The organism is Chlorobiota bacterium, assembly GCA_016700335.1.
Taxonomy (GTDB): Bacteria; Bacteroidota; Ignavibacteria; order OLB7; family OLB7.
Genome location: CP065014.1, coordinates 55,601 through 80,373, shown reverse-complemented (window position 1 = coordinate 80,373; position 24,773 = coordinate 55,601). Strand labels below are relative to the sequence as shown.

The 24,773-nt window shown below is 29.5% G+C and carries 18 protein-coding genes; 10 read left to right on the top strand and 8 right to left on the bottom strand.

The features are described from left to right. Positions 1-52 precede the first annotated feature (52 nt). From secA to IPP08_00335, 7 genes are all read left to right on the top strand, one after another. Positions 53-3,178: a preprotein translocase subunit SecA gene (gene secA, locus IPP08_00365; protein ID QQS66666.1), complete on the top strand. Its 3,126-nt coding sequence runs from the start codon at positions 53-55 to the stop codon at positions 3,176-3,178. A gap of 247 nt (positions 3,179-3,425) precedes the next feature. Next, positions 3,426-8,708: a hypothetical protein gene (locus tag IPP08_00360; GenBank protein QQS66665.1), complete on the top strand. Its 5,283-nt coding sequence runs from the start codon at positions 3,426-3,428 to the stop codon at positions 8,706-8,708. Positions 8,709-8,858: 150 nt separating this feature from the next. After that, on the top strand, positions 8,859-9,956 hold the full coding sequence (locus IPP08_00355; GenBank protein ID QQS67801.1) for an acyl-CoA dehydrogenase family protein: 1,098 nt from the start codon (positions 8,859-8,861) through the stop codon (positions 9,954-9,956). A gap of 180 nt (positions 9,957-10,136) precedes the next feature. Next, positions 10,137-10,679 (top strand): sigma-70 family RNA polymerase sigma factor, encoded by a 543-nt coding sequence (locus IPP08_00350; protein QQS66664.1) that lies wholly within the window; start codon positions 10,137-10,139, stop codon positions 10,677-10,679. A gap of 173 nt (positions 10,680-10,852) precedes the next feature. Next, entirely contained in the window at positions 10,853-11,440 is a 588-nt protein-coding gene (locus tag IPP08_00345; GenBank protein ID QQS66663.1) for a hypothetical protein, read from the top strand. Then, complete coding sequence (locus tag IPP08_00340; protein QQS66662.1) at positions 11,440-11,922, top strand: hypothetical protein; 483 nt, start codon at positions 11,440-11,442, stop codon at positions 11,920-11,922. Before IPP08_00345 ends, IPP08_00340 begins: the two co-directional genes overlap by 1 nt. A gap of 37 nt (positions 11,923-11,959) precedes the next feature. Further along, complete coding sequence (locus tag IPP08_00335) at positions 11,960-12,727, top strand: thiazole synthase (GenBank protein QQS67800.1); 768 nt, start codon at positions 11,960-11,962, stop codon at positions 12,725-12,727. A gap of 28 nt (positions 12,728-12,755) precedes the next feature. Here IPP08_00335 and IPP08_00330 read toward each other — a convergent pair whose 3' ends face one another. From IPP08_00330 to rsmA, 3 genes are read right to left on the bottom strand one after another with little or no spacing between them, the layout of a single operon-like run. Continuing rightward, entirely contained in the window at positions 12,756-13,295 is a 540-nt protein-coding gene (locus IPP08_00330; GenBank protein ID QQS66661.1) for a DNA-3-methyladenine glycosylase I, read from the bottom strand. 22 nt (positions 13,296-13,317) lie between these two features. Then, complete coding sequence (locus IPP08_00325) at positions 13,318-14,268, bottom strand: phosphatase PAP2 family protein (GenBank protein ID QQS66660.1); 951 nt, start codon at positions 14,266-14,268, stop codon at positions 13,318-13,320. 4 nt (positions 14,269-14,272) lie between these two features. Beyond that, on the bottom strand, positions 14,273-15,079 hold the full coding sequence (rsmA, locus tag IPP08_00320) for a ribosomal RNA small subunit methyltransferase A (protein ID QQS66659.1): 807 nt from the start codon (positions 15,077-15,079) through the stop codon (positions 14,273-14,275). A gap of 63 nt (positions 15,080-15,142) precedes the next feature. On the opposite strand from rsmA, the gene IPP08_00315 reads away from it, so the two are divergent. Continuing rightward, positions 15,143-16,246: a hypothetical protein gene (locus IPP08_00315; protein ID QQS66658.1), complete on the top strand. Its 1,104-nt coding sequence runs from the start codon at positions 15,143-15,145 to the stop codon at positions 16,244-16,246. 167 nt (positions 16,247-16,413) lie between these two features. Continuing rightward, complete coding sequence (locus tag IPP08_00310; GenBank protein QQS66657.1) at positions 16,414-17,529, top strand: molybdopterin-dependent oxidoreductase; 1,116 nt, start codon at positions 16,414-16,416, stop codon at positions 17,527-17,529. A 17-nt stretch (positions 17,530-17,546) separates the two neighbouring features. Here IPP08_00310 and IPP08_00305 read toward each other — a convergent pair whose 3' ends face one another. Both IPP08_00305 and nuoH read right to left on the bottom strand, forming a co-directional pair. Next, positions 17,547-18,047 carry an NADH-quinone oxidoreductase subunit I gene (locus IPP08_00305; GenBank protein QQS66656.1) on the bottom strand — a complete coding sequence of 167 codons (501 nt, stop codon included), beginning with the start codon at positions 18,045-18,047 and terminating at the stop codon, positions 17,547-17,549. A 40-nt stretch (positions 18,048-18,087) separates the two neighbouring features. Continuing rightward, positions 18,088-19,140: an NADH-quinone oxidoreductase subunit NuoH gene (nuoH, locus tag IPP08_00300; GenBank protein QQS66655.1), complete on the bottom strand. Its 1,053-nt coding sequence runs from the start codon at positions 19,138-19,140 to the stop codon at positions 18,088-18,090. Between the two features lie 187 nt (positions 19,141-19,327). Here nuoH and IPP08_00295 point away from each other — a divergent pair, with 187 nt between their 5' ends. Next, on the top strand, positions 19,328-20,635 hold the full coding sequence (locus tag IPP08_00295; GenBank protein QQS66654.1) for an aminoacetone oxidase family FAD-binding enzyme: 1,308 nt from the start codon (positions 19,328-19,330) through the stop codon (positions 20,633-20,635). 66 nt (positions 20,636-20,701) lie between these two features. On the opposite strand, the gene IPP08_00290 is transcribed toward IPP08_00295, so the two are convergent. From IPP08_00290 to IPP08_00280, 3 genes are all read right to left on the bottom strand, one after another. Then, positions 20,702-21,301: a heme-copper oxidase subunit III gene (locus IPP08_00290; protein ID QQS66653.1), complete on the bottom strand. Its 600-nt coding sequence runs from the start codon at positions 21,299-21,301 to the stop codon at positions 20,702-20,704. Positions 21,302-21,348: 47 nt separating this feature from the next. Then, positions 21,349-23,130, bottom strand: coding sequence for a hypothetical protein (locus IPP08_00285; protein QQS66652.1), 1,782 nt, complete (start codon positions 23,128-23,130; stop codon positions 21,349-21,351). A 68-nt stretch (positions 23,131-23,198) separates the two neighbouring features. After that, on the bottom strand, positions 23,199-24,590 hold the full coding sequence (locus IPP08_00280; protein QQS66651.1) for an insulinase family protein: 1,392 nt from the start codon (positions 24,588-24,590) through the stop codon (positions 23,199-23,201). Between the last annotated feature and the right edge of the window lie 183 nt (positions 24,591-24,773).

The following is a 24,773-nucleotide window of genomic DNA, read 5'->3' as shown; positions in this document are numbered from 1 at the left end:
ACAATATTTCTAATCAATGTTAAAATAGTTATTATTTAAGGATACAAATTTTATGTTAAAAAAATTAATTGAAAATGTTTTCGGTTCTAAAAAGAAGCGTGATGTTGAATTGTTAAAGCCAATAGTCAAAGAAATAAATGAATTTTTCGAAGAGTACAAATCTTTAAGTGATGAAGATCTACGAGAAAAAACTAATGAGTTTAGAGGTCGAATAAACAAAGCAATTTCTGAGGATGAGGCAAAATTAGCTCAACAACGAGAGGAACTTAAAAAAGATTTAAGCTCAAATGAAAGAGAAATAATATTAGAGGATATTACAGATTTAGAAAAAAATATTTATGAAACTATTCAAGAAGTTCTAGCTGAAATTCTTCCTGAAGCATTCGCAGTTGTAAAAGAAACATGTAGAAGACATGTTGGAAAAGAATGGGAATCATCTGGTGGAATTATTAAATGGGATATGGTTCATTATGATGTTCAGTTAATTGGAGGAATAGTACTTCATCAAGGTAAAATTGCTGAAATGGCTACAGGTGAAGGAAAAACTTTAGTTGCCACTTTACCAACATATTTAAATGCAATTGCAGGCAAAGGTTTACATATTATAACTGTTAATGATTACCTTGCCAAAAGAGATAGCGAATGGATGGGTCCAATTTATGAGTACTTAGGGTTAAAAGTTGGTTGTATTCAATCTAATATGAGGCCAGAACAACGTAAAAAAGAATATGATTGTGATATTACATTTGGAACTAATAATGAATTTGGTTTTGATTATCTTAGAGATAACATGGTTTCAGATGTAAAAGATATGGTTCAAAGGGGGTATAATTATGCCATAGTTGATGAAGTAGACTCTGTTTTAATTGATGAGGCAAGAACACCATTAATAATTTCTGGTCCTGTTGGTACTTCAAATGATGATGCATTCGTTCAAATGAGGGCAAGAGTTGATAGGCTTGTATCACTTCAAACTAAAGAAGTTGCTACTATGGTTGCCGAGGCTGAAAAATTAATTCATTCAACAGATAAAAAAGAGGTAGAACAAGCCGGAATCTATTTATTTAGAGCTAGAAGAGGTGCTCCTAAAAGCAATAAATTATCAAAGATGTTGCAGGATCCTGCTGCAAGGAGATTGGTTGAAATTACCGAAAATGACTTTTTAAGAGACAAACAAGCAAGAATGCATGAAATTGATGATGAATTATATTATTCAATTGATGAAAAAAATCATTCTATTGATATGAGTGATAAAGGGAGGCATGCAATAGCGTCTGGTGGTGAGGATATAGAGATGTTTACCCTTCCAGATTTGGCGACCGAATTGAGTATGCTTGAAGGAAGTGATGAATCAAAAGAGGACAAACAAATAAAAAGAGATAAACTTATGATGCAATATTCTGAAAGATCAGAAAGAGTACATATTGTTTCTCAATTGTTAAGGGCATATTCACTTTATGAAAAAGATGTTGAATATGTTGTACAAGATAACAAGATTAAAATTGTTGATACATTTACTGGACGTATTCTTGAAGGGCGTAGATACTCTGAAGGGCTTCATCAAGCAATTGAAGCAAAAGAAAGCGTAACTGTTCAGGAAGATACTCAAACTTTTGCAACAGTTACTATTCAAAACTATTTTAGATTATATAAAAAGTTGGCTGGTATGACTGGTACTGCTGAGACTGAAGAAGGTGAATTCGGTGAAATTTACAAATTGGATGTTGTTGTTATTCCAACTAACAGAGATATTTCTCGTAAAGATTCGAATGATCTTATTTTAAGAACTAAAAGGGCTAAATATCTAGCTGTTATTGACAAAGTCCAAGAATGTAGATCTAAAGGTCAACCAGTTTTAGTTGGTACAACAAATGTGGAGGTATCAGAAACTATTAGCAGAATGCTTAGAATGTCGCAAATTCCTCATTCAGTTTTAAATGCTAAACAACATCAAAAAGAGGCTGAAATTGTAACTGCTGCAGGACAAAAAGGATCTGTTACAATTGCAACAAATATGGCTGGTCGTGGTACTGATATTAAATTAGGACCAGGAGTAAAGGAAGCGGGTGGCTTGTTTATCCTTGGAACTGAAAGACATGAATCTAGACGTATAGATAGGCAGTTAAGAGGTAGAGCTGGAAGACAAGGCGATCCTGGTGCTTCACAATTTTTTATTTCTTTAGAAGATGATTTAATGAGACTTTTTGGTGGTGATAGAATTACTTCAATTATGGAAAGATTTGGTGCAGCTGAGGAAACACTTGAAAGCCCTATGTTAAATAAATCAGTTGAAAGAGCTCAGAAAAAAGTAGAAGAAAATAATTTTGCTATTAGAAAAAGGCTTCTCGAATATGATAATGTAATGAATCAACAAAGAGAAGTTATTTATGACCGAAGAAGACACGCTTTGTTTGGAGAACGATTAAAAGGAGAGATTTTAGAATATGTTGAGGAATTTGTGGAAGATTTAATTGATGCTCATTTTCCAGATTCAATCTCAATTTTAAGAGATGAACTTAGAACTAGGCTTCTAATTGATATAGAGATTACTGATGATCAAGCTAAAAACCTAAGTAAAGATAAATTAAAAGAAGGGATTATAGAAATTGCTCATAATTTTTATCATAGAAAAGAAGAACAGCTTGGTTTGGATTATATGGTTCAGTTAGAGAAGTATGCAGTTCTTAATACTATTGATGATAGATGGAGAGAACATCTTCGTGAAATGGATGACATGAAAGAAGGTATTTATTTAAGAGCTTATGGTCAAAAAGATCCTTTATTAGAATATAAAAAAGAAGCATTTATTTTATTCTCTCAAATGATTGGAGATATAAATCTTGAAGTAATTGCAACTGCATTTAAATATTTTCCAGAATCTCAATCTAATGAAGATAGAAAAAGAGCGGAAGACGCACAAAGACTAACTATTCAAAAAGCATTAAATAATAATAGAAAGAATGTAACTTCTGGTGCTCAATTACAATTTACTCATGCAAATACAACTGGATTGGGTATGATTGCTAATAGTGATGACATAGATTCTACTGTAATTACAGCAAATACCATTGATCAACAGAAAAAAACTTTTGTAAGAGATGAGAAAAAAATTGGAAGAAATGACACTTGTTTTTGTGGCAGTGGCAAGAAATATAAAAATTGTCATGGTCGTGAATAATTACTAAGTATATCGCAATTTTTACATTAAATAATTTCTATTTTTTTTATTTAATTACATAACTTAATTTGAGGTGTCTAATATGAACAGAGAATTTATCCCTGTTTTGTTTTACACCTCTTTTTTATAGCATTTTAACATTTCTAATTTTGTTAAAATTATTATCAATCACATTTACAATTAATTCATCAATATAAACTAACATTAAGTTATTAAAATTGACTGAAATTATTTAGTATTATTTTATATGTTAAAAGTTAATTTTAGTTTTACAAAAGAATGTTTTCTTTTAATTACTGCAATTCAGAGCCTAGTATTTTGCTCAAATTCTTTGTATTGTCAAATCCAACAAATTGAAAAACCTACAATTTCAATAAATTCCCTTAAGTCTGCTGTAACATTAATATCAGATAAATCTATTAAACTAGAATATTCATTTGATTCTCCAGTTTTAACAAATGGTCATTTAAACAAATCTGTAAGATCTCCTAAAGGATTGGATAAAATTAATACATTTGGAATTGAGCTTTGTTCATTTATTAGAGAAATTAGTTGTGAATCTAGCAATATTTCAATCGAAAGTTTAGAATCTTATGAAATTCCTTGTATTGATGAGATAATATTTGATAAACAGATAATAAATAACAATGGTTATCTAAATGATTGGGTAAATTTAAGTTATGCTGGAATTATGGGAAATCTTCCAGTAAGTTCTGTGATAATACATCCTTATAGGTATTTGCCAAATAAAAAATCTATACTTTATGCTAAAAAAATAGTTTTAAAGATTGATTCAAAAATAGAAATTGATAAAAAATTTTTCGCAAACCCTGAATTTGGGAATGAATCTGAATACTTTATAAATAAGAATAATAGATTTTCTGCAAAATTACAATCAAATTCAATCAGAAAAAATGTTGCTCCAGATGGCTATGAATATAAATTTTCTATAAATAAAGATAATATTTATAGGGTAACAGCTTTAGATTTAAAAAATTTAGGTATTCCAATTTCAGATTTAAAAACCAATTCCTTAAAGTTATACAATGATAATATTGAATTACCAATTTATATTGATGATAAAGGTGATGGTGTTTTAAACGTTGAAACAAATGATTTTATTGAATTTTTTGGAGAACAATATAGACCTAAATTTCAAGGACTTTCAAGTGATATAAAAACAAGTAACTATACAAAATTCAACGTTTATTTTTTTACTTGGGGGGGGGCTAAAGGATTGAGAATTATTGATGAAAATGCTGAAGTTAGAACAAGACCATCCGTTGATTCTGGTCGTACATTAACTATTGTAGATTTAGGCCAGGCTCAAAGCTCATTTACTAGCTTCCTTCATTTTGAGATTAATAATGAAAAAGCTAATAAATTCCCAAATTCTAACATCAATTCTTACAGTGATGATAATGATAGAATCATGTGGACAAAAATTGAGAAAGGAACTCAATTCATTTTTGATAGTTTAATTTTACCTTCTCCTGATCAATTTGGTGATGATCTAATTAAAATTATATTATCATTAAGAGGTACTTCTATTGAAGGTGAAAGAAGAGATCAACCACCAAGGATGTTGCATAAGGTTGAAACATTTATTGGTACTCCAGAATATACATCCAAAATATTAGATGCAAAGTTCAAAGGTGACCAACCATTCATTTCAAGTTCTGATACAAATAAATCATTTGTAAATAATGCTATCAAACAACCAACAAGTAGAATTCTAAATCCAGATGGTAAAAGCAGAATTGGAATAGTTAATCAACCTATCGACACAGCTTCTATTGAAGCTTTTTATCTCAATTGGTTTGATATTGGTTATCAAAGGAAGTACTATGCTTGGCATGACTCTTTAACTTTTACAACACCTAGGGAGAGTGGATCAAAGTATTATAATTTCACTATTAGAAAATTTACTAAACCAGATATTAGAATTTATAGAAAAGGTATTTCTAGGTTAATAAATTTGTCTATTCGAAATGAACCTACTTTATCTGATACATCAGCAAACACATTTGAAGCATATTTTCAAGCTTATTCTTCAACTGATAAAGAACAATTTTATGCAATTACTGAAAAATCAATTCCGAAACCTATAATGCAAAAAGATACTTCTAGGTATCTTAAGAATTCAGAAAATGATTTTAATTATGTAATTATTGTAGATGACTCTACATCAGATTATATTAATATCAATAATCCAAATCATCCTTTAAATATATTTGCTGACTATAAAAAAACTAATCAAAAATTCAATGTTAATGTTGTTAGAGCAACTGATATTTATGATGAGTTTAATGGGGGGGTAGTCTCTCCTGAAGCAATTCAAAGATTTACAGAATATGCTTATGAAAATTGGAAAACCCCTTTGAAATATGTATTAATTGCTAGCTGTGGTGAACCTTTAACTCCTCAATATATTAAAGATTTAGATCTTAGAACTTTTTATGAAGAACATAATTATGTCCCGAGCATCTCATACCAAACTTTAGAATTTGGAGCAACAACATGTGATTACCTTTATGGATGCATTAAGGGTAAAACTGTTATTAGTCAAGGAAGTGTTGGAATATATTCTCCTAGAAAATATTCATTAATTAATGATTTTGTTGCGGAAGTTTATTTTTCAAGAATATCAGTAGGTTCAATTATTGGAATCAAGAATTATATTGAAAAATTTATTTCTCAAGAAAAAACTCAAAATAAAGAACTATGGAGGGGTAGATCTGTTTTTGTGGTCGGTTCTGATGAAAAAAAGAAAAGTATCTTTGAAAAAAATGTAACTCAAATTTTAGACTTAGGTGAAGCAGATAATTTTAGTGAGCCAGTTCGATTCTTTACAGATTCTGTTAAAAGGAGTTCAAGATTTATTCCTGGGTCAAATTTTATGGACTTTTTAAACAAAGAATCAGCTTCAATTGTAAGTTATCTTGGTCATGGAGGGGGGGGGCAATGGGAAGATGCTAATTATTTTACACCAAAAAGAGTCTCAGAGTTAACTAATGCAAATAAAATGCCTGCTGTTTTGAGTTTTTCTTGCTTTACTGGCAATTATACCCCCAACCCTGAGCAAGGTATGATGACAGCATTAATGACTCAATCAAAAACAGGTGCATTAAATGGGTTGGGAGCAGCTGGATATAGCTTTAGAGACAACAATGCTTACTTAGCTATAGCTTTATTTAGTGTTTTAAATAACCCATCTTATAGAAATTTACCGTTTGCTCAAGTTGTTTCAATAGCAAAGGCAAGATACTTCGCTGCATATCGAGGACAACAATATGATAGTACTTTTATTCCTTCGGTTATTTGTGCAATGTATTCAATTTTTGGTGATCCTTCTCACCCTTTAGATCATGCACAAGATATTTTAGACTTATATCCAACAAAACAAATTGTAAATCAAGGAGAAGAAATATCTGCAATAGTGAATTTTCCATTTTTACCAAGTAACATCTATGTTTCTTTGTTTGATACAACAGAAATTAATTTACCAGAAACATTTTCATTAACAACTTCAAATTCTAAAAATTTTACTGCTAAAGGGATTGTTCCATCAGGTTATCAAGGAAGATATATTGGAATTAGAGTCTATGCTTATGACGAATCAGGAAGAACAGCAACCGGTACTATTAGATATGGAATAAATACCCCTAATTTGATTTCTATTAAACCAAATGGAGAACTTAGAGCAGGTGTTCCCATACAATTTGATGTAAAAGCAACAGGTGATAATAAATTTTTAGGCTTAGGAGTTTTAATTGTAAACTCTAAAAATAGAATGATTTTAGATCAAGTTAGTAATCTAAATCAAATTAGTGTTGGATTATGGAGAAGTGACCCGATTCCTGCAAATTATATTCAAAATGGTTTGATTATTGCAGTAACTCCAAAAGTATTAGGTTCTTCAACCCAATCTGAAAAATTCTTTGTAGTTAGTGGTGGAGCAGATCCATCTGCAATTGCATTAACTCCTGAAGATAGAACTAGAGAAAAATATACTCAGCCCGATGAACTAAAATTTGGTGCAATTGTAAATGAAACCATCGGATATAGTTCAACAATCAGGGGGGGTAAACTTTCCTTTTACTTTTATAATTGGGGGGATTTGGATATGAAGAATGGTTTAATCAATGTAAAAATTAAATCATCATTGCCAGGTAATGGAGTTTCTCAAAATTTGTTATATAGTAATTTACTTACAGATACTTTAATTTATACAGGTAAAATTTCAATTCCAGCTAGAGATTCTATAAAAGTTGAACTTCCTAACTTATTAAATTTACCACCACTTGAAAGAGTTGTACAAGTATCTTTTATACCTGAGTCTGATACAATTTACAATAACACTTATTCTACAAATGATTCTGCATTTAATTTAGTTGATATTTGTGGAATGGGGTTTATTCAAAATTTAGGTTACTCTACTGATGGTATTTTGCCTACAAAATTTAGTTTTCAAAACATTGGAAATTTAATTATTCCACAAAATAATATTAAAATAAATGGTGTAACAACTATATCTATTTTTAAAGACCTTCCAATTACTCAACAAAAATGGAGGTTTTTAAAAGTTGGAACTGATGCTATAAATACTCAAGCTCTTAGAATAATTACTAAAAATGAATCAGATAACAATACAGAGGGAATTATAACATTAAGTGTTTATAAAGCTGACACATCTTTTTATAACTCAAGGATTGTAAGATACGATTCAGTTACTAAGTTATGGTTAGGGTATGAAACTACTAGATCTATCTCTGAAGGGACTATCTCAGCAAAAATACCATTAAATGGTATTTTTGCAGTAGCTACAGAGTGGGATTCTAAAGGACCATTAGTTAAATTTAATATTGATGGTCAAGCGTATATCAAAGGCACACCAATTCCTTCCAGTCCTAACATTGGGATTTTAGTCACAGATCCTTCTGGAATAAATACAAACCCTGGAACTTTAAAAGTAACAATTGATGGTAAACAATTGAATTTTAATCAAGATTTTGTTTATTTAGATTCTACTATAACTCCAGTATCCTCGAATATTAAATTGGAACCAAAATTTACTGAGGGTAATCATAATGTCTGTATAGAAGTTCAGGATAGATTAGGTAATATAACAAATGTATGTGAAACATTTGAAGTAAATGAAGAAGTAAAACTTGTTATGTTAGGTACTTTCCCAAATCCTTTTAATAGAGAATTGTTTTTCGGATATGAATTACAGGGCTCAACACCTGCTTCTACAGTTGAACTAAAACTGTTTACTACTTCTGGTAGGTTAATAAAAACATTTAATTACCCTAACGAAACTCCTGTATCTGGAATAACTGGATTTTACAAAGGTGGGACTGGGCTTCCTACATCTTTAGGATATCATGAAATTTGGTGGAATGGTAGAGATGAAGATGGAGTTCAGGTACCAAATGGAGTTTATTTTTATAGGTTAAGATTAGAAGTCAATGAAAGTACTTATGAACAAAAAGGGGCTATAACTAAAATTAGAAGTGGTGGAAATTAATTTATATGTAACTTAAAATTTAACATTTTTTCTTGTTCATTATATTATAATGTTAATTTTGTGAAAAATTATTAATACAAATTAGTGAACGATTTTTCAACAGAAATATATAGCACTTCACTTAATGAAGAGCAAAATTCAATTAAACAAATGGCTCGTGATTTTGCAGAATCTGAGATTAAACCATTTGTTATGGAATTTGATGAATCTCAAGAATTTCCAACTCAGATATTTAAAAAAATGGCTGAACTCGGATTCTTAGGAATAACTGTACAACCAGAACTTGGTGGATCAGGATTAGGATACATGGAATATGCTATAATAGTTGAGGAGATTGGAAGAGTTGACCCATCTATAGGATTAGGTGTAGCTGCACATAATGGATTATGTACTGGTCATATTAATCGATTTGGAAGTGAAGAGCTAAGACAAAAGTATGTTCCAATGCTTTCAAAAGGTGAAACTATGGGAGCATGGGGATTAACAGAGCCTGGCAGTGGTTCTGATGCTGGTGGTACTCTTACTTTTGCAATTCAAGATGGAAATGAGTGGGTTATTAATGGCTCTAAAAACTTTATAACTCATGGATCAGTTGGAAATGTAGCGGTGATTATGGCAGTTACTGATAAAGAAAAAAAAGCAAATGGAATCTCAGCATTCGTTGTTGATAAAAGTATGAAAGGTTTTTATGCTACTAAGAAAGAAAATAAATTGGGTATGAGGTGCTCAGATACATCCTCTTTAGTGCTTGAAGATGTTCGAGTTCCATTAAATAACTTAATAGGAAATGTTGGAGAAGGATTTAAACAAGCATTACAAATTTTAGATGGAGGAAGAATTTCAATTGCAGCCTTATCGGTTGGTTTGGCTCAAGGTGCTTTTGAAGCAGCATTAAAATATGCAAAAGAAAGAAGACAGTTTGGCAAAGCCATTATTGAAAACCAAGGCATTCAGTTTAAACTTGCTTCAATGGCAACTGATATTGAAGCTTCTAGATTGTTGACTTATCAAGCTGCTTATATGAGAGATAATGGACAAGATTACGCTATTTCTGCTGCAAAAGCAAAGTATTTTGCAAGTGAAACAGCTTGCAAGTGTGCTACAGAAGCACTCCAAATACATGGAGGATATGGCTACATAAAAGAATATCCTGTTGAAAAATATTATAGAGATGCAAAGTTGTTAACTATAGGAGAAGGTACATCTGAGATTCAAAAGATTGTAATTTCTAGAAGTCTAATTAATTAGGTAATTTTGTCTTGACAACCTGACATTATCAATCGATATTTTGGTTAAATGTCATATTGTCTTACATTCAATTTTATTTTAGAAATTAAAGTTACATGGCACAAAAATTGTGTCTCACAATTCAAAGTTAAATTTATTTTTCAATCAAATTCAATCACCGTTTAAGCAAAAAATAATAAAATGGACATAACACTTCAAATAGAGAATTTGTTTCGTAAGGATAGAAGTAAATTGTTAAGTTTCATACGTGAAAGAGTACGTTCCAAAGAAGATGCTGAAGATATTTTGCAAGATGTTTTAACAAATGTGCTTGCAGCAAAAGATACCAACAATAAAATAGAAAACATTGGTGCTTGGGTATTTGCATCTGTAAAAAATAAAATTATTGATTGGTACAGAAAGAAAAAAACTACAAGTTTCAGTGATTTAGTTAAAGATGAAGACTCAGAAGTATTTTTTGATAGTTTATTAATTGATAATTCTTTTAATCCTGAAAGAAGCTATACTAGACAAGCAATAAGATTAGATTTAGAAAAAGCACTTCATAAATTGCCTGATGAACAAAGATATGCTTTTGAAAAAAACGAACTTGAAGGTAGAACATTTAGAGAAATGGCTGATGAAACGGGTGAGAATATTAACACTCTCTTAGCAAGAAAAAGATATGCTGTAATTGCTTTAAGAAAAGATTTACAAGATCATTACGAGTATATTAAAAATTAAGTTCAAATAGTTTATTAAAAGTCATGTATAATACATGACTTTTTTTTTATAATCAAATTCTTTTTATTAAAATTACATTTTTTTAATAACAAGTTTTAGAAATAATTATTTTCTTTACTTTAAATAAAATCTACTATCAATTCCTTAATTTAGTAATTTATATAAAATATAATATGCTAGAAACAAATTCTACAAATCTTTTAGATTCGGATTCAAATGAAATTCCATTAACAATACTTAGTCTAAATTATTTAGAAGAGGCAAGAAAATGGGTTTTATTTTTATCTATAATTGGCTTTATCTCAGCTGGATTTTCAATGCTTGGTGCTTTGCAATATATCATTGGTGGAATAGGATTGTTATTAGGCGGATCTTCAATGAACGAATTTCAAGAAATATTAGGGGGTAGTGTAAGCCCAATAACTTTAGCAGTATTTGCTTTGTTAGGTGGAATTTTGTATGCTGGAATTGGTGCAGTGGGGATTTATCAATCAATGTATGAATATAAGTTTTCAGATTATTCTCAAAAAGCAATCAAATCATCTAGTAATCAGTTCTTTTCTTTAGCAATTAATAACTTAGCTAAAAGTTTTAGACTTAAAGGAATTACAGCTCTAGTTGGAATTGGGTTATCTATTATCTTCATCATTGGTTTGATTGTATTTCTTTCTTTTAATTCCGATAAATTACAGGATTTAAAAAATAGCAGTGAGAAAATTTTTACATATACTCAAATTATTAATAAATATATTAAATCTTAATGGAGGATATTTCAAAAATTAATTTGAACAATCAATTGAATGGGTTATCAATTAATGAAAACTCAACTATTGATTTAGGTATTGCTTCAAAATGGTCAAAGATATATTCATATATAATCTTAGGTGTAGGGATATTTTACATATTAACTATAATTTTAGCAGGATTTGCTTTCAATTATTTTAGTGGATTTCTCGGACATACAGAGACCTTAATAATTTTTTGTGTTTTAGGGTTTGTAATGCTATTAACTTTATTGTTTATGTATTTGCTCTTTTCTCCTTTATTGAAATTTTCTAATAATATACAAAATTATATAATTTTAAGAAATCCTAACGAGCTTGAAAATGCATTCGATAACTTAAGGAAATACTATAAATATCAAGGTATCATGATTGTGTCATCTGTTGTTATTGCATTTTTAGCAGTATTTTTAATATTCATAATCTTTATTACTGGCTTTAGCGGAATTTTAAACCAATAATTGTAATTTGCATATTTCTAAAAAAGATAATTTTTTTATTGGAGGTGAATTGTTTTCCTCAAGACTAATTTTAGGTACAAGTAGATTTCCAAATCCTAAGATAATGGTTGATTCATTAATTGAAGCAGATGTTGATTTAATTACAGTTTCAATAAGAAGAATGAATTTAACTGATAAATCTGCAACATCAATATTAGATTATATTGATCGTACAAAATATAAATTATTACCTAACACTGCAGGATGTTATACAGCAAAAGAAGCTATTTTTACTGCACAACTTGCTCGTGAAGCCCTTGAAACAAATTTTATAAAAGTTGAAGTTATTGGTGATGAAGATACTCTTTATCCAGATGTAGAACATTTGTTAAAAGCATGTACTGAATTGGTTAAAGATGGGTTCAAGGTTCTACCTTATTGTAGTGATGATGTTGTAACTTGTTTGAAACTACAAGATTTAGGTTGCGTTGCTGTAATGCCTTTAGCCTCACCTATTGGCTCTGGAATGGGATTATCAAATCCTTATAATCTTCAAATAATTAGAGAAAAAATATCAATTCCAGTTGTTATTGATGCTGGAATTGGAACTGCATCAGATGCTACTAAAGCAATGGAGATTGGTGCAGATGCTGTACTTCTTAACTCCGCTGTATCTGGGGCTCATCACCCAGTTGTTATGGCTAAAGCAATGAAACATGCTGTTATAGCTGGAAGATCAGCTTATATTGCTGGACGCATCCCTACAAAGTTTTATGCAAAAGCATCTAGCCCAAGTGAAGGGAAGGTAAAATCTAAATTATTCTAACATGTAAAGAAACTTTTTATACAAATAATTATATTGAATCATTCAAATTTTCAATTACATTATAAATTGGACAATCAATATCATGTGCTCCGGGCAAATAATTTGTACTCATAAGAAATTCATTAACTATTTCACCACCAGTAAATTTGAAAGTATCTTTAAACAATTTAGTCCATCCTTTTAACTCAATGAATTTTTGAGAATCCAACCAATTCTTAAATGAACCGAATTTTTTAATTAATTCAACTATAATTTGTGCATTATAAATTGTTGCATTAATTTTCAATCTATTTCTGATAATACCTTTATCATTTATTAATCTTTCAAAATCTGATTCAGTATAATTTGAAATGAGATTTATTGAAAAATTATCATAAGCTTTTCGAAAATTTTCTTGTTTATTCAAGATTGTTGTCCAATTCAAACCCGCCTGATTAATTTCCAAAATTAATCTACCAAAAAGTTCATCATCATTTTGAATTGGAAAACCATATTGCGTATTATGATAAATTTGATGAACATTCATTTGTTCATTTTGTAATGCATTTACATATTTACAATAACTCATCGGTAATTATATTTAAAATTATTTAGATTTTAATCCCCTTTTTTATCCAAAATTTATTGAGTAAAGGAATCATTATAAATACAAATACAGCCAATATTGTTCCTGCAATAATGTCAACAGTATAATGATAACGGAGGTAAATTGTTGAGATAATTATACTTAATGCTGAAATAAGCATAAACCATTTTAGTTTTGAATTTAGTTTGAATGAAAGCATTACAGCAAGCAATGACATCATAGTGTGTCCACTAGCCATACAATCTTTATTGACATATTTAAAAAAGTCTGTCATACCAACTTTAACTCCATTTGCTTTATCAACAAAATTTCTTAGAAATGGTGTTGCCCAAACTCCAGGTAACTCTTTATTTATATCCCAAAAATTATGAACTTCAAATCTTGGTCCTATTGCAGGAAATAGAAAATAAATAAGATAACTTGAGAAAAACCCAAACATAATAACCATTGTATAGAATCTGAAATTTTTATCATCTCTACGTAAATAAAAATCAACCGCAATTGAAAGAACAATTATTTGAAACAAACAATACATCCATTGCAGATATTCTGTTAAAATTGAGTTAGAGAATTGATATATCCATTGAGTAGGATTTACTCCGAAAATGTATTTATCAATTTGAGCTAATGCTGGATCATAACAATTAGAATTAACTTGAGGTATGTAAAGATGAATTTGTTCATAGCCTAAATAAAAAACCGGTACAATATAAAATGAATGCAGAAAGTAAGTTAATTTAGAATTTAATTCGTTGTGTTTAATTGCAATTAGAATTATTGAAATAAGTATTAATAAATTGAGAATTAATACAATTAGCGAGTTATTAATTTGTTTAAAAAAAATTAAATCTAGTATTGTATAAATTGAAACAATTCCAAAGCACATATAATCATGACTATAAAAGGAAGTTTTAATCAAAGAAAGAAATTTATTAGATTTTTTTTTTACAATCATTTTCTTATTTTCCAATTAATTCATTTACGATTTTTGTTAACCTTATAAAATCAACAACTGATAGTTCTTCAGCCCTTTGATTTTCCTTAATACAAGCCATATCTAAAGCTTTTAACCTTACTTTTAAATCTGGGATTGCACCATTCAAAGAGTTCCTAAGCGTCTTTCTACGTTGATTAAATCCAGATTGAACAATTTTCTCATACAATGATTCTAACCCCTCTATCCCAGTCTCTTTTTTTACTGTAAATTTAACAATTGATGATGTAACTTTAGGAGCAGGAAAAAATGAGTTTGGTCCTACATGAAACAATATCTTCACATTAAAATAAGTTTGAACTGCAATAGACATTGATCCATATTCTTTTGTACGAGGTTTTGCTATAAGCCTTTTTGCAACTTCTTTTTGCATCATCAACATTGCGTCAGTAATAAATTGCCTATATTCAATTATATGGAATATAATTCCTGAAGTGATATAGTAAGGAATATTACCAATAACCCTAACTTTTTCACAGTTTAAGTGTTTTGTTAACATTATGAAATCAGTTTTCAAAATATCTTGTTCTAAAACCGTAACTTTTTCGTCATAAAGTTTACGAATTAACTCTGCTGCACGATTATCTATTTCAATTGCCGTAAGTTTGCAGCCAGAATCTATTAAAAGACCAGTCAGCGATCCTTCGCCTGGTCCTATTTCAATTACATATTCATTTGGTTTTGGATCAAAGTCAACTATTATTTTTTGTGAGATATTTTTATCTGTAAGAAAATGCTGACCTAAAGATTTTTTTGGAGATATTTTAATCATATTATTCTTTCAAAAATATAATTTAGATTTTGTAAAAAAGTGATAAACTTTAAATATTATAAAATGCTTAAAAATTTAAATCGTAAAATTTTTCTAGTTACTTTGTTAATCGTTGTTTATTTCTTAACAACTTTAATAGTCAATGCTCAAACACCAGCTCATAGTAGATCAAAATCATTTACAAACCCAAAAGATTCTATTGAGCTTTTTAATTTAATAAATAATTACTTATCTATTAATGATACAGTTTCAACTTCAGAAACTATATCTAAATTTACAACTGGTAGACTTCTTAAACAAATTTTGAAAGAAGATAGCCGAATGGTAAAACAACCTCCTGGATATCCATTTGGAATTAATTACATCTGTTCTGTTTCTTCTATTGATTCATTAGCATTAATTAAAACTACCTCTCCAGTTGATTCAATGTTGAATTTTGGTTGGTTTGATTTGGATTGGTATTTCTATTGTATTAAAAATGAAAAAAATGAATGGAGAATTTGCGAAGTTAGAACTCAAACTGAAAATATCAAGCTTTATAGTATGTTGAAAGTAATGGAGCAAGATACTTCAATTCCTCCTATGGTAAAACCGCTTATAGTTCGTGAAAGATCTGGTACATTATTATCTAACAAACAATTAAAAGATATTTTTGATTCGAATCAAGAAAAATTTAAATTCTTAGGAGAAAAAATTAGTGGCAATGATTCTTTAAATGCTTTAGTTAGAAATGATGATAGGATTGTATTGTTAAATCGTTCACAAATTGATTGGCAAGATGCTAGTGAAGATATGCCAAATGATGCAATTGAATGGATGAATTCCAGATTAGATAAAAAAGCACAGAAAAAATTTCAAACTCATCTTAGATCAACTGAAAGAATAAAAAAGCAGGGATTTGATACTCTTCAAAGCAAAGCAAAAAAGTACAAATTAGATTATCAAGAACTTAAAAATATTGTATCAATTTTACGAGATTTGAGAATTTATGGATTTAATAAAATTTTTAAAAAGCAAGATGCAATCCAATTTGTAACTGGTGGTAGAGATGAAAATATAGCTGGTTTTTTATACTCACCAAAAGGTTTTCTTCCATTTATTCTACCTGAAGAATATTATTGCCTTGAAGAAATTGGGAATAATTGGTGGATTTTTAGAAAAACATAATTCAATTCTTGTAAAAATATATATCTGTATTCAAGTTTAATTTCTGATTTTTTTAAAATAAATTTTATTCCAATTTATCAAGTAACATTAATACCCTTTAATTTTAAAAACATTTATTAATTTTGTTAATTACTAAAGTAACAAACTTATAATCGTCAATATAAATAATGAATGAATTAAATCTGGATAGAAGAAAATTTTTAACAATTTTAGGAGCTAGCTCATTCGTTGTTGGAATTTTAGGAATTCAATCTTGTGAAAAAAATATTGTAGAGCCATTAACTCTAGGTGAAGAAATTTCATTTATCACTCCTAACAGTAAATTCTTTTATAAAAATGGGGCAGATGTTTCTATAAGTAATTGGAAATTGCCAGATATTAGCAAAGATTCTTGGGTCTTAAAAATTGATGGATTAGTTGGGAAACCACTTGAAGTAAAATTTTCAGATTTACTTGCCGAAGAATCAAATTCAATTACAATGTTAAAAACAATTAGATGTGTAATTGATTCTAATGATACTCAAGGTTTAATTGGTAATGCTATTTGGAAAGGAATTCCATTGAAGATTTTTCTTGACAAAGCTGGAGTTGATTCTGCCAAAACTAAAAGATTTAGACTTTATGGGTCTGACACATTTACAAACAATATTAAGTACGATAGATTATATTCAGCAAACAATCCAAAAGATTTAATTCAACCTCTTTTAGTTTATGAAATGAATGGATTACCGCTAACCCCTGAACATGGTTTCCCTGTTAGGCTTATAGTACTTGAAGGTTATGGATTTAAAAATGTAAAGTGGATTTCAAGAGTTGAAGCAACAGATAAGAATGATGAGTTTGGAACTTATCAAGATGCAGGTTTTATTGATGATGGGGTTATTAGGACTAATTCTAGAATGACATATCCAGTTCAAAATGCTCAAGTTGTTTCTGGTGCTGTTAGGTTATCAGGATTTGCTGTAAGTGGCTCAAATGGTATCAAAGCTATCGAAATTTCAGTTGATGATGGAACATATCAAATTGCTAAAATGATGTCTGAAACTGAGCTTAAAACATCAATCTCAAATGATGTAAAAGTGGTTCAAATTAACAATAAAGATTTTACCTTTCCTTACAGAGGTGTTTGGATTAAATGGTCAGCTGATTTAACACTTTCCCCTGGAAGTCACTTAGTAAAAATTCGTGCAACTGATTTAGATGGGAATATTCAACCAGACTCAGATAATGACAATTCAGATGGAATCAATGCAATTTCAACAATCTCAATAAAAGCAATTTAAACTGTTAATTTATTATTTTATTTATATTCTCTTATAAATTCTAATCTTTCTCTTAATTGAGTTACTGGAACAAGTAATTTTTCCTTTCCATAAATAGCATCCTCTGGTTTAGAGAATACAAGTTCAAATTCTTTACTCATAACTATAGCTTCTTCAGGACAAACTTCTTCACAATAACCACAGAATATACATCTTAACATATTAATTTCAAATAATTCTGGGAAACGTTCTTTTTCTTTTGTTGTTTCACCAGCTTTAACTTCAATTGCAATTGCTGGGCAAACCCTTGCACATAATCCACAAGCAACACAACGTTCACCTGATTCTTCAAGTACTAATACAGGGCGACCACGGTAATTTGATGCAGGTATATATGTTTCTTCAGGATATTGTCTTGTAAAACTAGGTTGAACCATTTGTTTTAAAGTCAATTTCAATCCTCTTGCAATTTCTGGAAGATACAATTTCTCCCAAAAAGTCAATCGCTTTACAACTTTGTTCTTATTGATACTATCCATATTTAACTAAAACTTTATGTTAAAAGATAATTAAAAAATACTAAATAAAATTCAAGATTATGGCAGTTACTACAACATTTAGAACAGCTAATGGTAACATAACTTTCCATCCTAAATCCATTAATTGATCATATCTAAATCTTGGTACAGACCATCTAACCCAAACAAAAAAGAAAATAAAGAATAATGTTTTAACAAAAAGTGCTCCAAATTGTATTAGTGGTCTTAAAATTTCACTTTCTTTTATAATAGTTAAATCTTGAATCCAAGGGGCATTATATCCACCAAAATAAAAAGTTGACATTAAAACTGACATTAATATAACATTCCCATACTCAGCTAAAAAAAACAGACCAAATTTAAGTCCACTATACTCTGTATGAAAACCTCCAACTAACTCTGGCTCTGCTTCTGGCAAGTCAAATGGTGCTCTATTGGTTTCAGCAAATGCTGAAACTAAAAATAGTATAAATCCGAATGGTTGTAAAAATAAATTCCATTTAGGTATAAAACCAAACCAATATCCACCCTGATCTGTAACTATTTTTGATATATCTAAAGTACCACAAACCAAAACCAAACCAATTATTGAAAGACCCAAAGATAATTCATAACTTATCATTTGTGCTGATGAACGAAGCCCACCTAATAATGAATATTTATTCCCAGAAGACCAACCAGCTAATGTTATTCCATAAACACCAATTGATGACATAGCTAAAAGAACTAAAATTCCTACATTTAAATTTGGTGCAACTGTTGTTGCAATTAACATCCCCCCAACTTTAAATGGAGCTGTAAATGGAACTAAAGCCCAAGCCGAAATTGCAACTGCTATTGACAAAATTGGAGCTAACAAGTGGAATTTATACTCAGCTGCTTTAGGCACAATATCTTCTTTCATTACTAGTTTTAATACATCAGCAAAGGACTGCAATGAGCCTCTCCAACCTGTTCTATTTGGACCCACCCTGTTTTGAATCCAAGCAGATACTTTACGTTCTAGTAGAACAACGTATGCAGCACCAACCAAAAAGATATGTAGTACAACTACAATTTTTATTAGTATTATTCCTAGTTCAATTAAGTTCATTTTTATAGATTATTGAAATGCAAATTTAACTAAGTTAAAGTTTCTGAATTATTATTGTTGAAAAATTTTATTATTAGATTAATCTTCATTTAATAATTTCAAGTTTAGTTTGATAAATGTTTAATCTATTATTACGATAAATTAATTTTTTATCTTTATGTTGAAATTATTAATCACTATTTTTTAATTGAAAAAAATTGCAATCGTTGGTGGAGGAGCAGCAGGAATATATGCTGCTATAGCTGTTCTAAAGTATAGTATAGATTCAAATATTCAGATTGATTTATATGAACGTAATAGAAGAATTGGTATTAAAATTCTTATTTCTGGAGGGGGTAAATGTAATATTACACATAATGCTTCACCAAAAGAAATTGAAGATGGTTTCATTCCAATGGAAGCAAGATTTCTTAGATATGCTTTAAATGAATTAACTCCTCAAGATGTAATTAATTTTTTAAGTAATAATAATCTTCAAACCATTACAAGACCGAATGGAAGAGTTTTTCCCAAAAGTAATAATGCTGAAGATGTACTTTTAACTTTTGAAAATTATCTGTTTGAAAATAGGGTAAATATATTAACAAATAATTATGTAAATGGATTGGTAGTTGAAAACAATAAAACAATTGGCATAAATATTAATGGTAAAATTAAAAATTATGAATGTGTAATTGTCACTACTGGTGGAAAATCATATAGTAAAACTGGAACAACAGGTGATGGAATTTATTGGGCAGAAGAACTAGGACTAAAAATTGTGAAAGTAAGACCAGCTCTTGCACCAATCTACTTTATTAAAAAACCACCATCTAACTGGCAAGGAGTTTCTATTAGAGATGGAGTACTTTTCATAGACCCAGCTAAAATTGTATTACAAAAAATCTTAAAATTAAAAACTCCAATTAGTTGGAGAGATGATTTTCTACTTACTCATAAAGGGATTAGTGGACCTTCAGTATTAGAGATAAGCCGATCAGTTGCCTATTGCAAAGAGTTAATTTCCGAGTATAAATTAAATGAAAAATTATTTATATATGCTGATTTAGTTCCAGATAAGTCATTTGATGAGTTGAATATTGAATGGGCAAATCAAAAGAATAACAATGGAAAAATTCATATAAAAACTTTTATTGAAAGATTCGTACCAAATGCTATTGCCCCATACTTGCTTGAATCTGGAGATATTAACTTAGGAACTATTATTTCTGTTGCAACAAAATTGCAAAGAGACAATATTTTAAGATTGTTAAAAAAATGGGAAATTGGTGAAGTTCAGGAAGTTGATTTAGAAAGGGGTGAAGTTACTGCTGGAGGAATTGACTTGAATGAAATTAATCGTATTACTATGGAATCAAAAAAAATATCAGGATTATTTTTTGCCGGTGAAGCATTAGATTTAGCTGGCAGAGTTGGTGGTTACAATCTTCAAGCTGCTTTTTCAAGCGGATTTATTGCGGGTAGAAGCGCTGTGGAATTATTAAAGAAGCAATAGCAATCTGCTTTATGTTTTAATTTTAAATAGTTAGATAATTTTTCATATAATCCAATTCTAATTTATTTATATTACAAAAAGTATTAAGAATAAAAGCAACCATAAAGCAGTTACAAAATGCCAATAAATCCCTGTGACAGCAACATAATTTTTCCTTTTAATATTGAAGTAATTCCTAGAAACTCTAATTGTTAAAAGAGCAAGCATCAAAATCCCACCAAACACATGCACTCCATGAAGTCCTGATAAAAGGTAAAACATTCCATTATTGTTATTATCAGTCGCATAAAAAGAAGTTAATTGAAGCTCTTTCCATTCGAATATTTGAAGTACAAAGAATATTAGCCCTAGTATAAAAGTTGTATATGTAGCAATTTTAAAAAGGTTAATATCATTTTTGGAAATAGATTTTTGAGCAATGAATAAAGAAACACTGCTTAACACCAATAACACTGTATTGAATGGTGTAAATCCAAGTGGCAATGGGTTATAATCTTTGAAATTATTGTTAGAAGTACGTAAAATAAAGTAACCTGCGATTATTCCAGCAAAAAGCATAAACTCAGTTGCTACAAACAAATACATACCTAACCTTGCATTATTCATAAAACTTCCACCTCCTTCTGAAACTTGAAGTTGTGGCGGAATTGCTAATTTTTTTTTCATTAAAAATATTTTTTTTCATTTTATAAAATCAACTCAATTCAAACATATCATTTTATTGGAATAAACATTGGACCAATAAAACATGGATAAGATTTAGTTGAATAGATCCCCTTATCATCAATAAAAGCCTCTGCCCAACAATATTCTCTCCCTTTTGTATCATCATTTTTCATTTGACCTACATACCATAATACTAAAGTTTTATTTTGAATATTTTCTGGTGAAGGTTCAATAAATTTCTCGGGTCCTTGATGATAATCAGAATTACAGCAAGGACCAATAGTTACAAGATCTGATTCACCTTCATCTTTTTCAGGATGAGATAAAGTAACAAAAGTATATGCATTATCACCGCGTCCTTTATCATTAAACTGTCCCCTTCCTGGCTCAATAAAAAATCCTCCGTTTACTCCTGAATATTTGTATTGATATCCTTCAGTTGTATATTGGGTTTTAGGATTTTGTTCGTTCCACTTTTCTTTATCCCAAATACTCCAATTATTTTCCTTCCATTCAGAGAAAGTATTGTCATTACCTGCGAGTGCAATTCTCATAACTGGACGGTAAGTGCCATTGTTTCCACAGCCACGCCCCAAGCTTGCACATGAAACTCTTACTCTACCATCATTATAGAATTCAAACCTCTGTAGATAATTATAATTACAAGGTTGAGGCCAACCTTCACTATAAAAGAATTGCTCCAAAGTAAACCCAACTTCCTTTCCTGATTCCAATAATGTTTTAATTTTGGGTGATTCAATTGCTACAACTGCTGCATTACTAAAATATGGGCATCCAACAGCATCGCTATAACCGAAGCCATCAGTGTTTGAATAGCTTACATGCCAATCAACTAATTTTGCATTTAGGAAAACAACTTTACCATTATACTTTACATCTGAAATTCTTAAACCATCAGAACTTGTTAACATATAGTCCAAATCCCAACCATTTCTTACTAATTTATTTACAGTTTTACAATAACATTCTGTTAACTTTTCATTCTGAATTTTTCTTTCAGTTACAATTGGTACGTTCCCAACATTTGTCCATCTTACTCCAACTAATTTTAAATCAGTCAAATCAACAATTGCCCACAATGCTTTATTTCCTTTTACAAAAGTAGGCGCAACGCACAAATGCCTCGATCTTTCACATTTTGTTTTATTTAATGCAGTTTTTGTATCACTCATTATTGCATCTTTTTGATCTGCTTTATAACCTAAAGCCTTTTGCACTAAACTAGATTCTACTGCTATTTTAAGAGCTAATTGTTTTAAAATTGGAGAAATATCTGGCTGAGTATAAGGCAACAAATATGAACTTATTACTTTATTAGCTGTAAGACTTACTAATGCAACAGTTGTTGTATTTAATCCATAATTATACATTTCTACTCTATAACAACTTCCATCTGAACAAAGACCTGATGTTTGAATATTATAATCACTTTGCCTTGCTGGATAAATTCCAAAAATCTCATTTCTAATAGCTTTTTTTGTATTAGATTCAAATAAGTATTGTTGAAAAGAAGAATCTAAAATTGCAATTTTCTGAGCTCTATCCAAATTCTCATTCACATCAGTACGAAGTATTATTGGGATTTTATTGGAAATTCCAACTTTTATCCTTTTAAGCTCATCTTTTATAAATGATGAATTTATAAGATTTGAATCTATATCAGATAATTCCGATGTGTTAGCCCCAGTTGTATCGATTTCAGATATTGGTATTAACGGTTGATTATCTGTAGTATTTTTCTCTTCAGTTTTACATGAAAATAAAAATATATTTATCACAAAAATTAAAATTGCAAATCTACTTCTCATATAAATTATGGTACTATTCAAATAAAATCTATTAAAAAAACTTTGCTTTTTAGTTCAACTTTAAATATTTATTTAACTATAATCTCTTGTTTTAAATTTAGTTTTTGCAAAGCTTGTGCATTTGTAGAAATTCCTAGAATATAATTTTTGCCTTTTATATAATCTCGAATATATTTCTGAATGTCTTCTCTCTTTACCTTGCCAAGATTATCTAAATAACCTTTATAATATTCTATTCCAGTAGTACTCCACCAAAATGATGGTGTACTTAACCAATCGGAGGTTTCTTCTCTCTCAAAAATCTCTCTATGCTGTAATGTAGATTTAGAAATTTCTAACTCTTCATCTGTAAAGTAATCTGGCGAATCAAATGCTTGAATTTCATCCCATAATATTTTATTAGCTGTAACTATTTTTTCTGGACTTGTTGACATTTGAACTGCTATTGGACCTACATATCTTTGGGTATAATAGCTTATCCCTGCTGATTGAGCAATTCCAGATTCAACTAATTTTCTTTGGAATCTTGAATTTGGTTGTTGTAGAATAAATATAAACACATCAGCTGCATATGTTGCAGCATTATCAATTCCTATCGATGGCCCATGCCATTGATAATTCACTAGTGCTTCGGTTACTGGAGCTTCAACTGTAATTAATTTATTTTCTTTTATTGGCTTTGCACGTGGAGGAATATTTTTCTCAAATGGATTTGGTCCTCTTTTCCAAGAGTTAAAATATTTGTTTACATAATTAGAGATTGTTGCTGAATCAATATCACCTCCAACAACTAATAATGAATTGTTTGGAATATAATATTTTTTTTGAATATTTTTCATCTTCTGAGTTGTTGCAGATTTGATTACAGGTCGCTGACCCAATGCTTGTTTTCGAGTTACACAATCACCCCACATTACAGAATCCATAACTCTATTAAATGGGAAAAATGGATTTGATTCATGTCTATCGAATTCACCCAAGACTACTTCAATTTCTTGCGAGAGTTCGCCTTGATCAAACAATGGTGTTTGAACTGTGTTTGACATTGTTTCCATACCTCGCTCAATGTTTTCTGCAGGAAGTGAAAAATAATAGTATACAACTTCTTCACGTGTAACAGCATTGTACAAAGCCCCCATATTGCTTAAAGCTTGACCAAATTTTTGTGCTGTAGAATATTTATCATTTCCCTTAAAAAACATATGCTCATATAAATGAGATAAACCTGCATATTCAGGACCTTCAGTGAATGAACCATTCCTTACAGCAAGCATAATTGTAGCTACTGGTACAAGATGATTTTCAACAACCATAACATCAAGCCCGTTTTCAAGAGAGAAATATTTGAATGGTTGTTGAGTTGTTTGTGATATACATATTATCACATTAAAAAAAATCCCCCAACTTATAAGGTAAAACCTGTTATTTGTAAACTTAAAATTCTGTTTTGGGTTAATCATATTAAAAAATTAGCTTTAAATATATTTTTTGAAAAACTATTATCAAAACACAAAATTATGATTTTCTATAATTTTATGTTCTTAAATAGTTTTATATTTTCCATTTTAAAATTACTCACTTTTTTTTATTTATCTTTATCGAAAAATTATGACAATTAATTCTAGATTATTTTTCTACTTATC

What these genes read in the sequence shown, in the direction of transcription:
- IPP08_00280 (QQS66651.1), bottom strand. Translation starts at nt 24,590, where the DNA reads ATGATTAACCCAAAACAGAATTTTAAGTTTACAAATAACAGGTTTTAC.
- IPP08_00325 (QQS66660.1), bottom strand. Translation starts at nt 14,268, where the DNA reads ATGATTGTAAAAAAAAAATCTAATAAATTTCTTTCTTTGATTAAAACT.
- nuoH (QQS66655.1), bottom strand. Translation starts at nt 19,140, where the DNA reads ATGAACTTAATTGAACTAGGAATAATACTAATAAAAATTGTAGTTGTA.
- rsmA (QQS66659.1), bottom strand. Translation starts at nt 15,079, where the DNA reads ATGATTAAAATATCTCCAAAAAAATCTTTAGGTCAGCATTTTCTTACA.
- IPP08_00305 (QQS66656.1), bottom strand. Translation starts at nt 18,047, where the DNA reads ATGGATAGTATCAATAAGAACAAAGTTGTAAAGCGATTGACTTTTTGG.
- IPP08_00285 (QQS66652.1), bottom strand. Translation starts at nt 23,130, where the DNA reads ATGAGAAGTAGATTTGCAATTTTAATTTTTGTGATAAATATATTTTTA.
- IPP08_00310 (QQS66657.1), top strand. Translation starts at nt 16,414, where the DNA reads ATGAATGAATTAAATCTGGATAGAAGAAAATTTTTAACAATTTTAGGA.
- secA (QQS66666.1), top strand. Translation starts at nt 53, where the DNA reads ATGTTAAAAAAATTAATTGAAAATGTTTTCGGTTCTAAAAAGAAGCGT.
- IPP08_00360 (QQS66665.1), top strand. Translation starts at nt 3,426, where the DNA reads ATGTTAAAAGTTAATTTTAGTTTTACAAAAGAATGTTTTCTTTTAATT.
- IPP08_00330 (QQS66661.1), bottom strand. Translation starts at nt 13,295, where the DNA reads ATGAGTTATTGTAAATATGTAAATGCATTACAAAATGAACAAATGAAT.
- IPP08_00340 (QQS66662.1), top strand. Translation starts at nt 11,440, where the DNA reads ATGGAGGATATTTCAAAAATTAATTTGAACAATCAATTGAATGGGTTA.
- IPP08_00290 (QQS66653.1), bottom strand. Translation starts at nt 21,301, where the DNA reads ATGAAAAAAAAATTAGCAATTCCGCCACAACTTCAAGTTTCAGAAGGA.
- IPP08_00345 (QQS66663.1), top strand. Translation starts at nt 10,853, where the DNA reads ATGCTAGAAACAAATTCTACAAATCTTTTAGATTCGGATTCAAATGAA.
- IPP08_00315 (QQS66658.1), top strand. Translation starts at nt 15,143, where the DNA reads ATGCTTAAAAATTTAAATCGTAAAATTTTTCTAGTTACTTTGTTAATC.
- IPP08_00355 (QQS67801.1), top strand. Translation starts at nt 8,859, where the DNA reads ATGGCTCGTGATTTTGCAGAATCTGAGATTAAACCATTTGTTATGGAA.
- IPP08_00350 (QQS66664.1), top strand. Translation starts at nt 10,137, where the DNA reads ATGGACATAACACTTCAAATAGAGAATTTGTTTCGTAAGGATAGAAGT.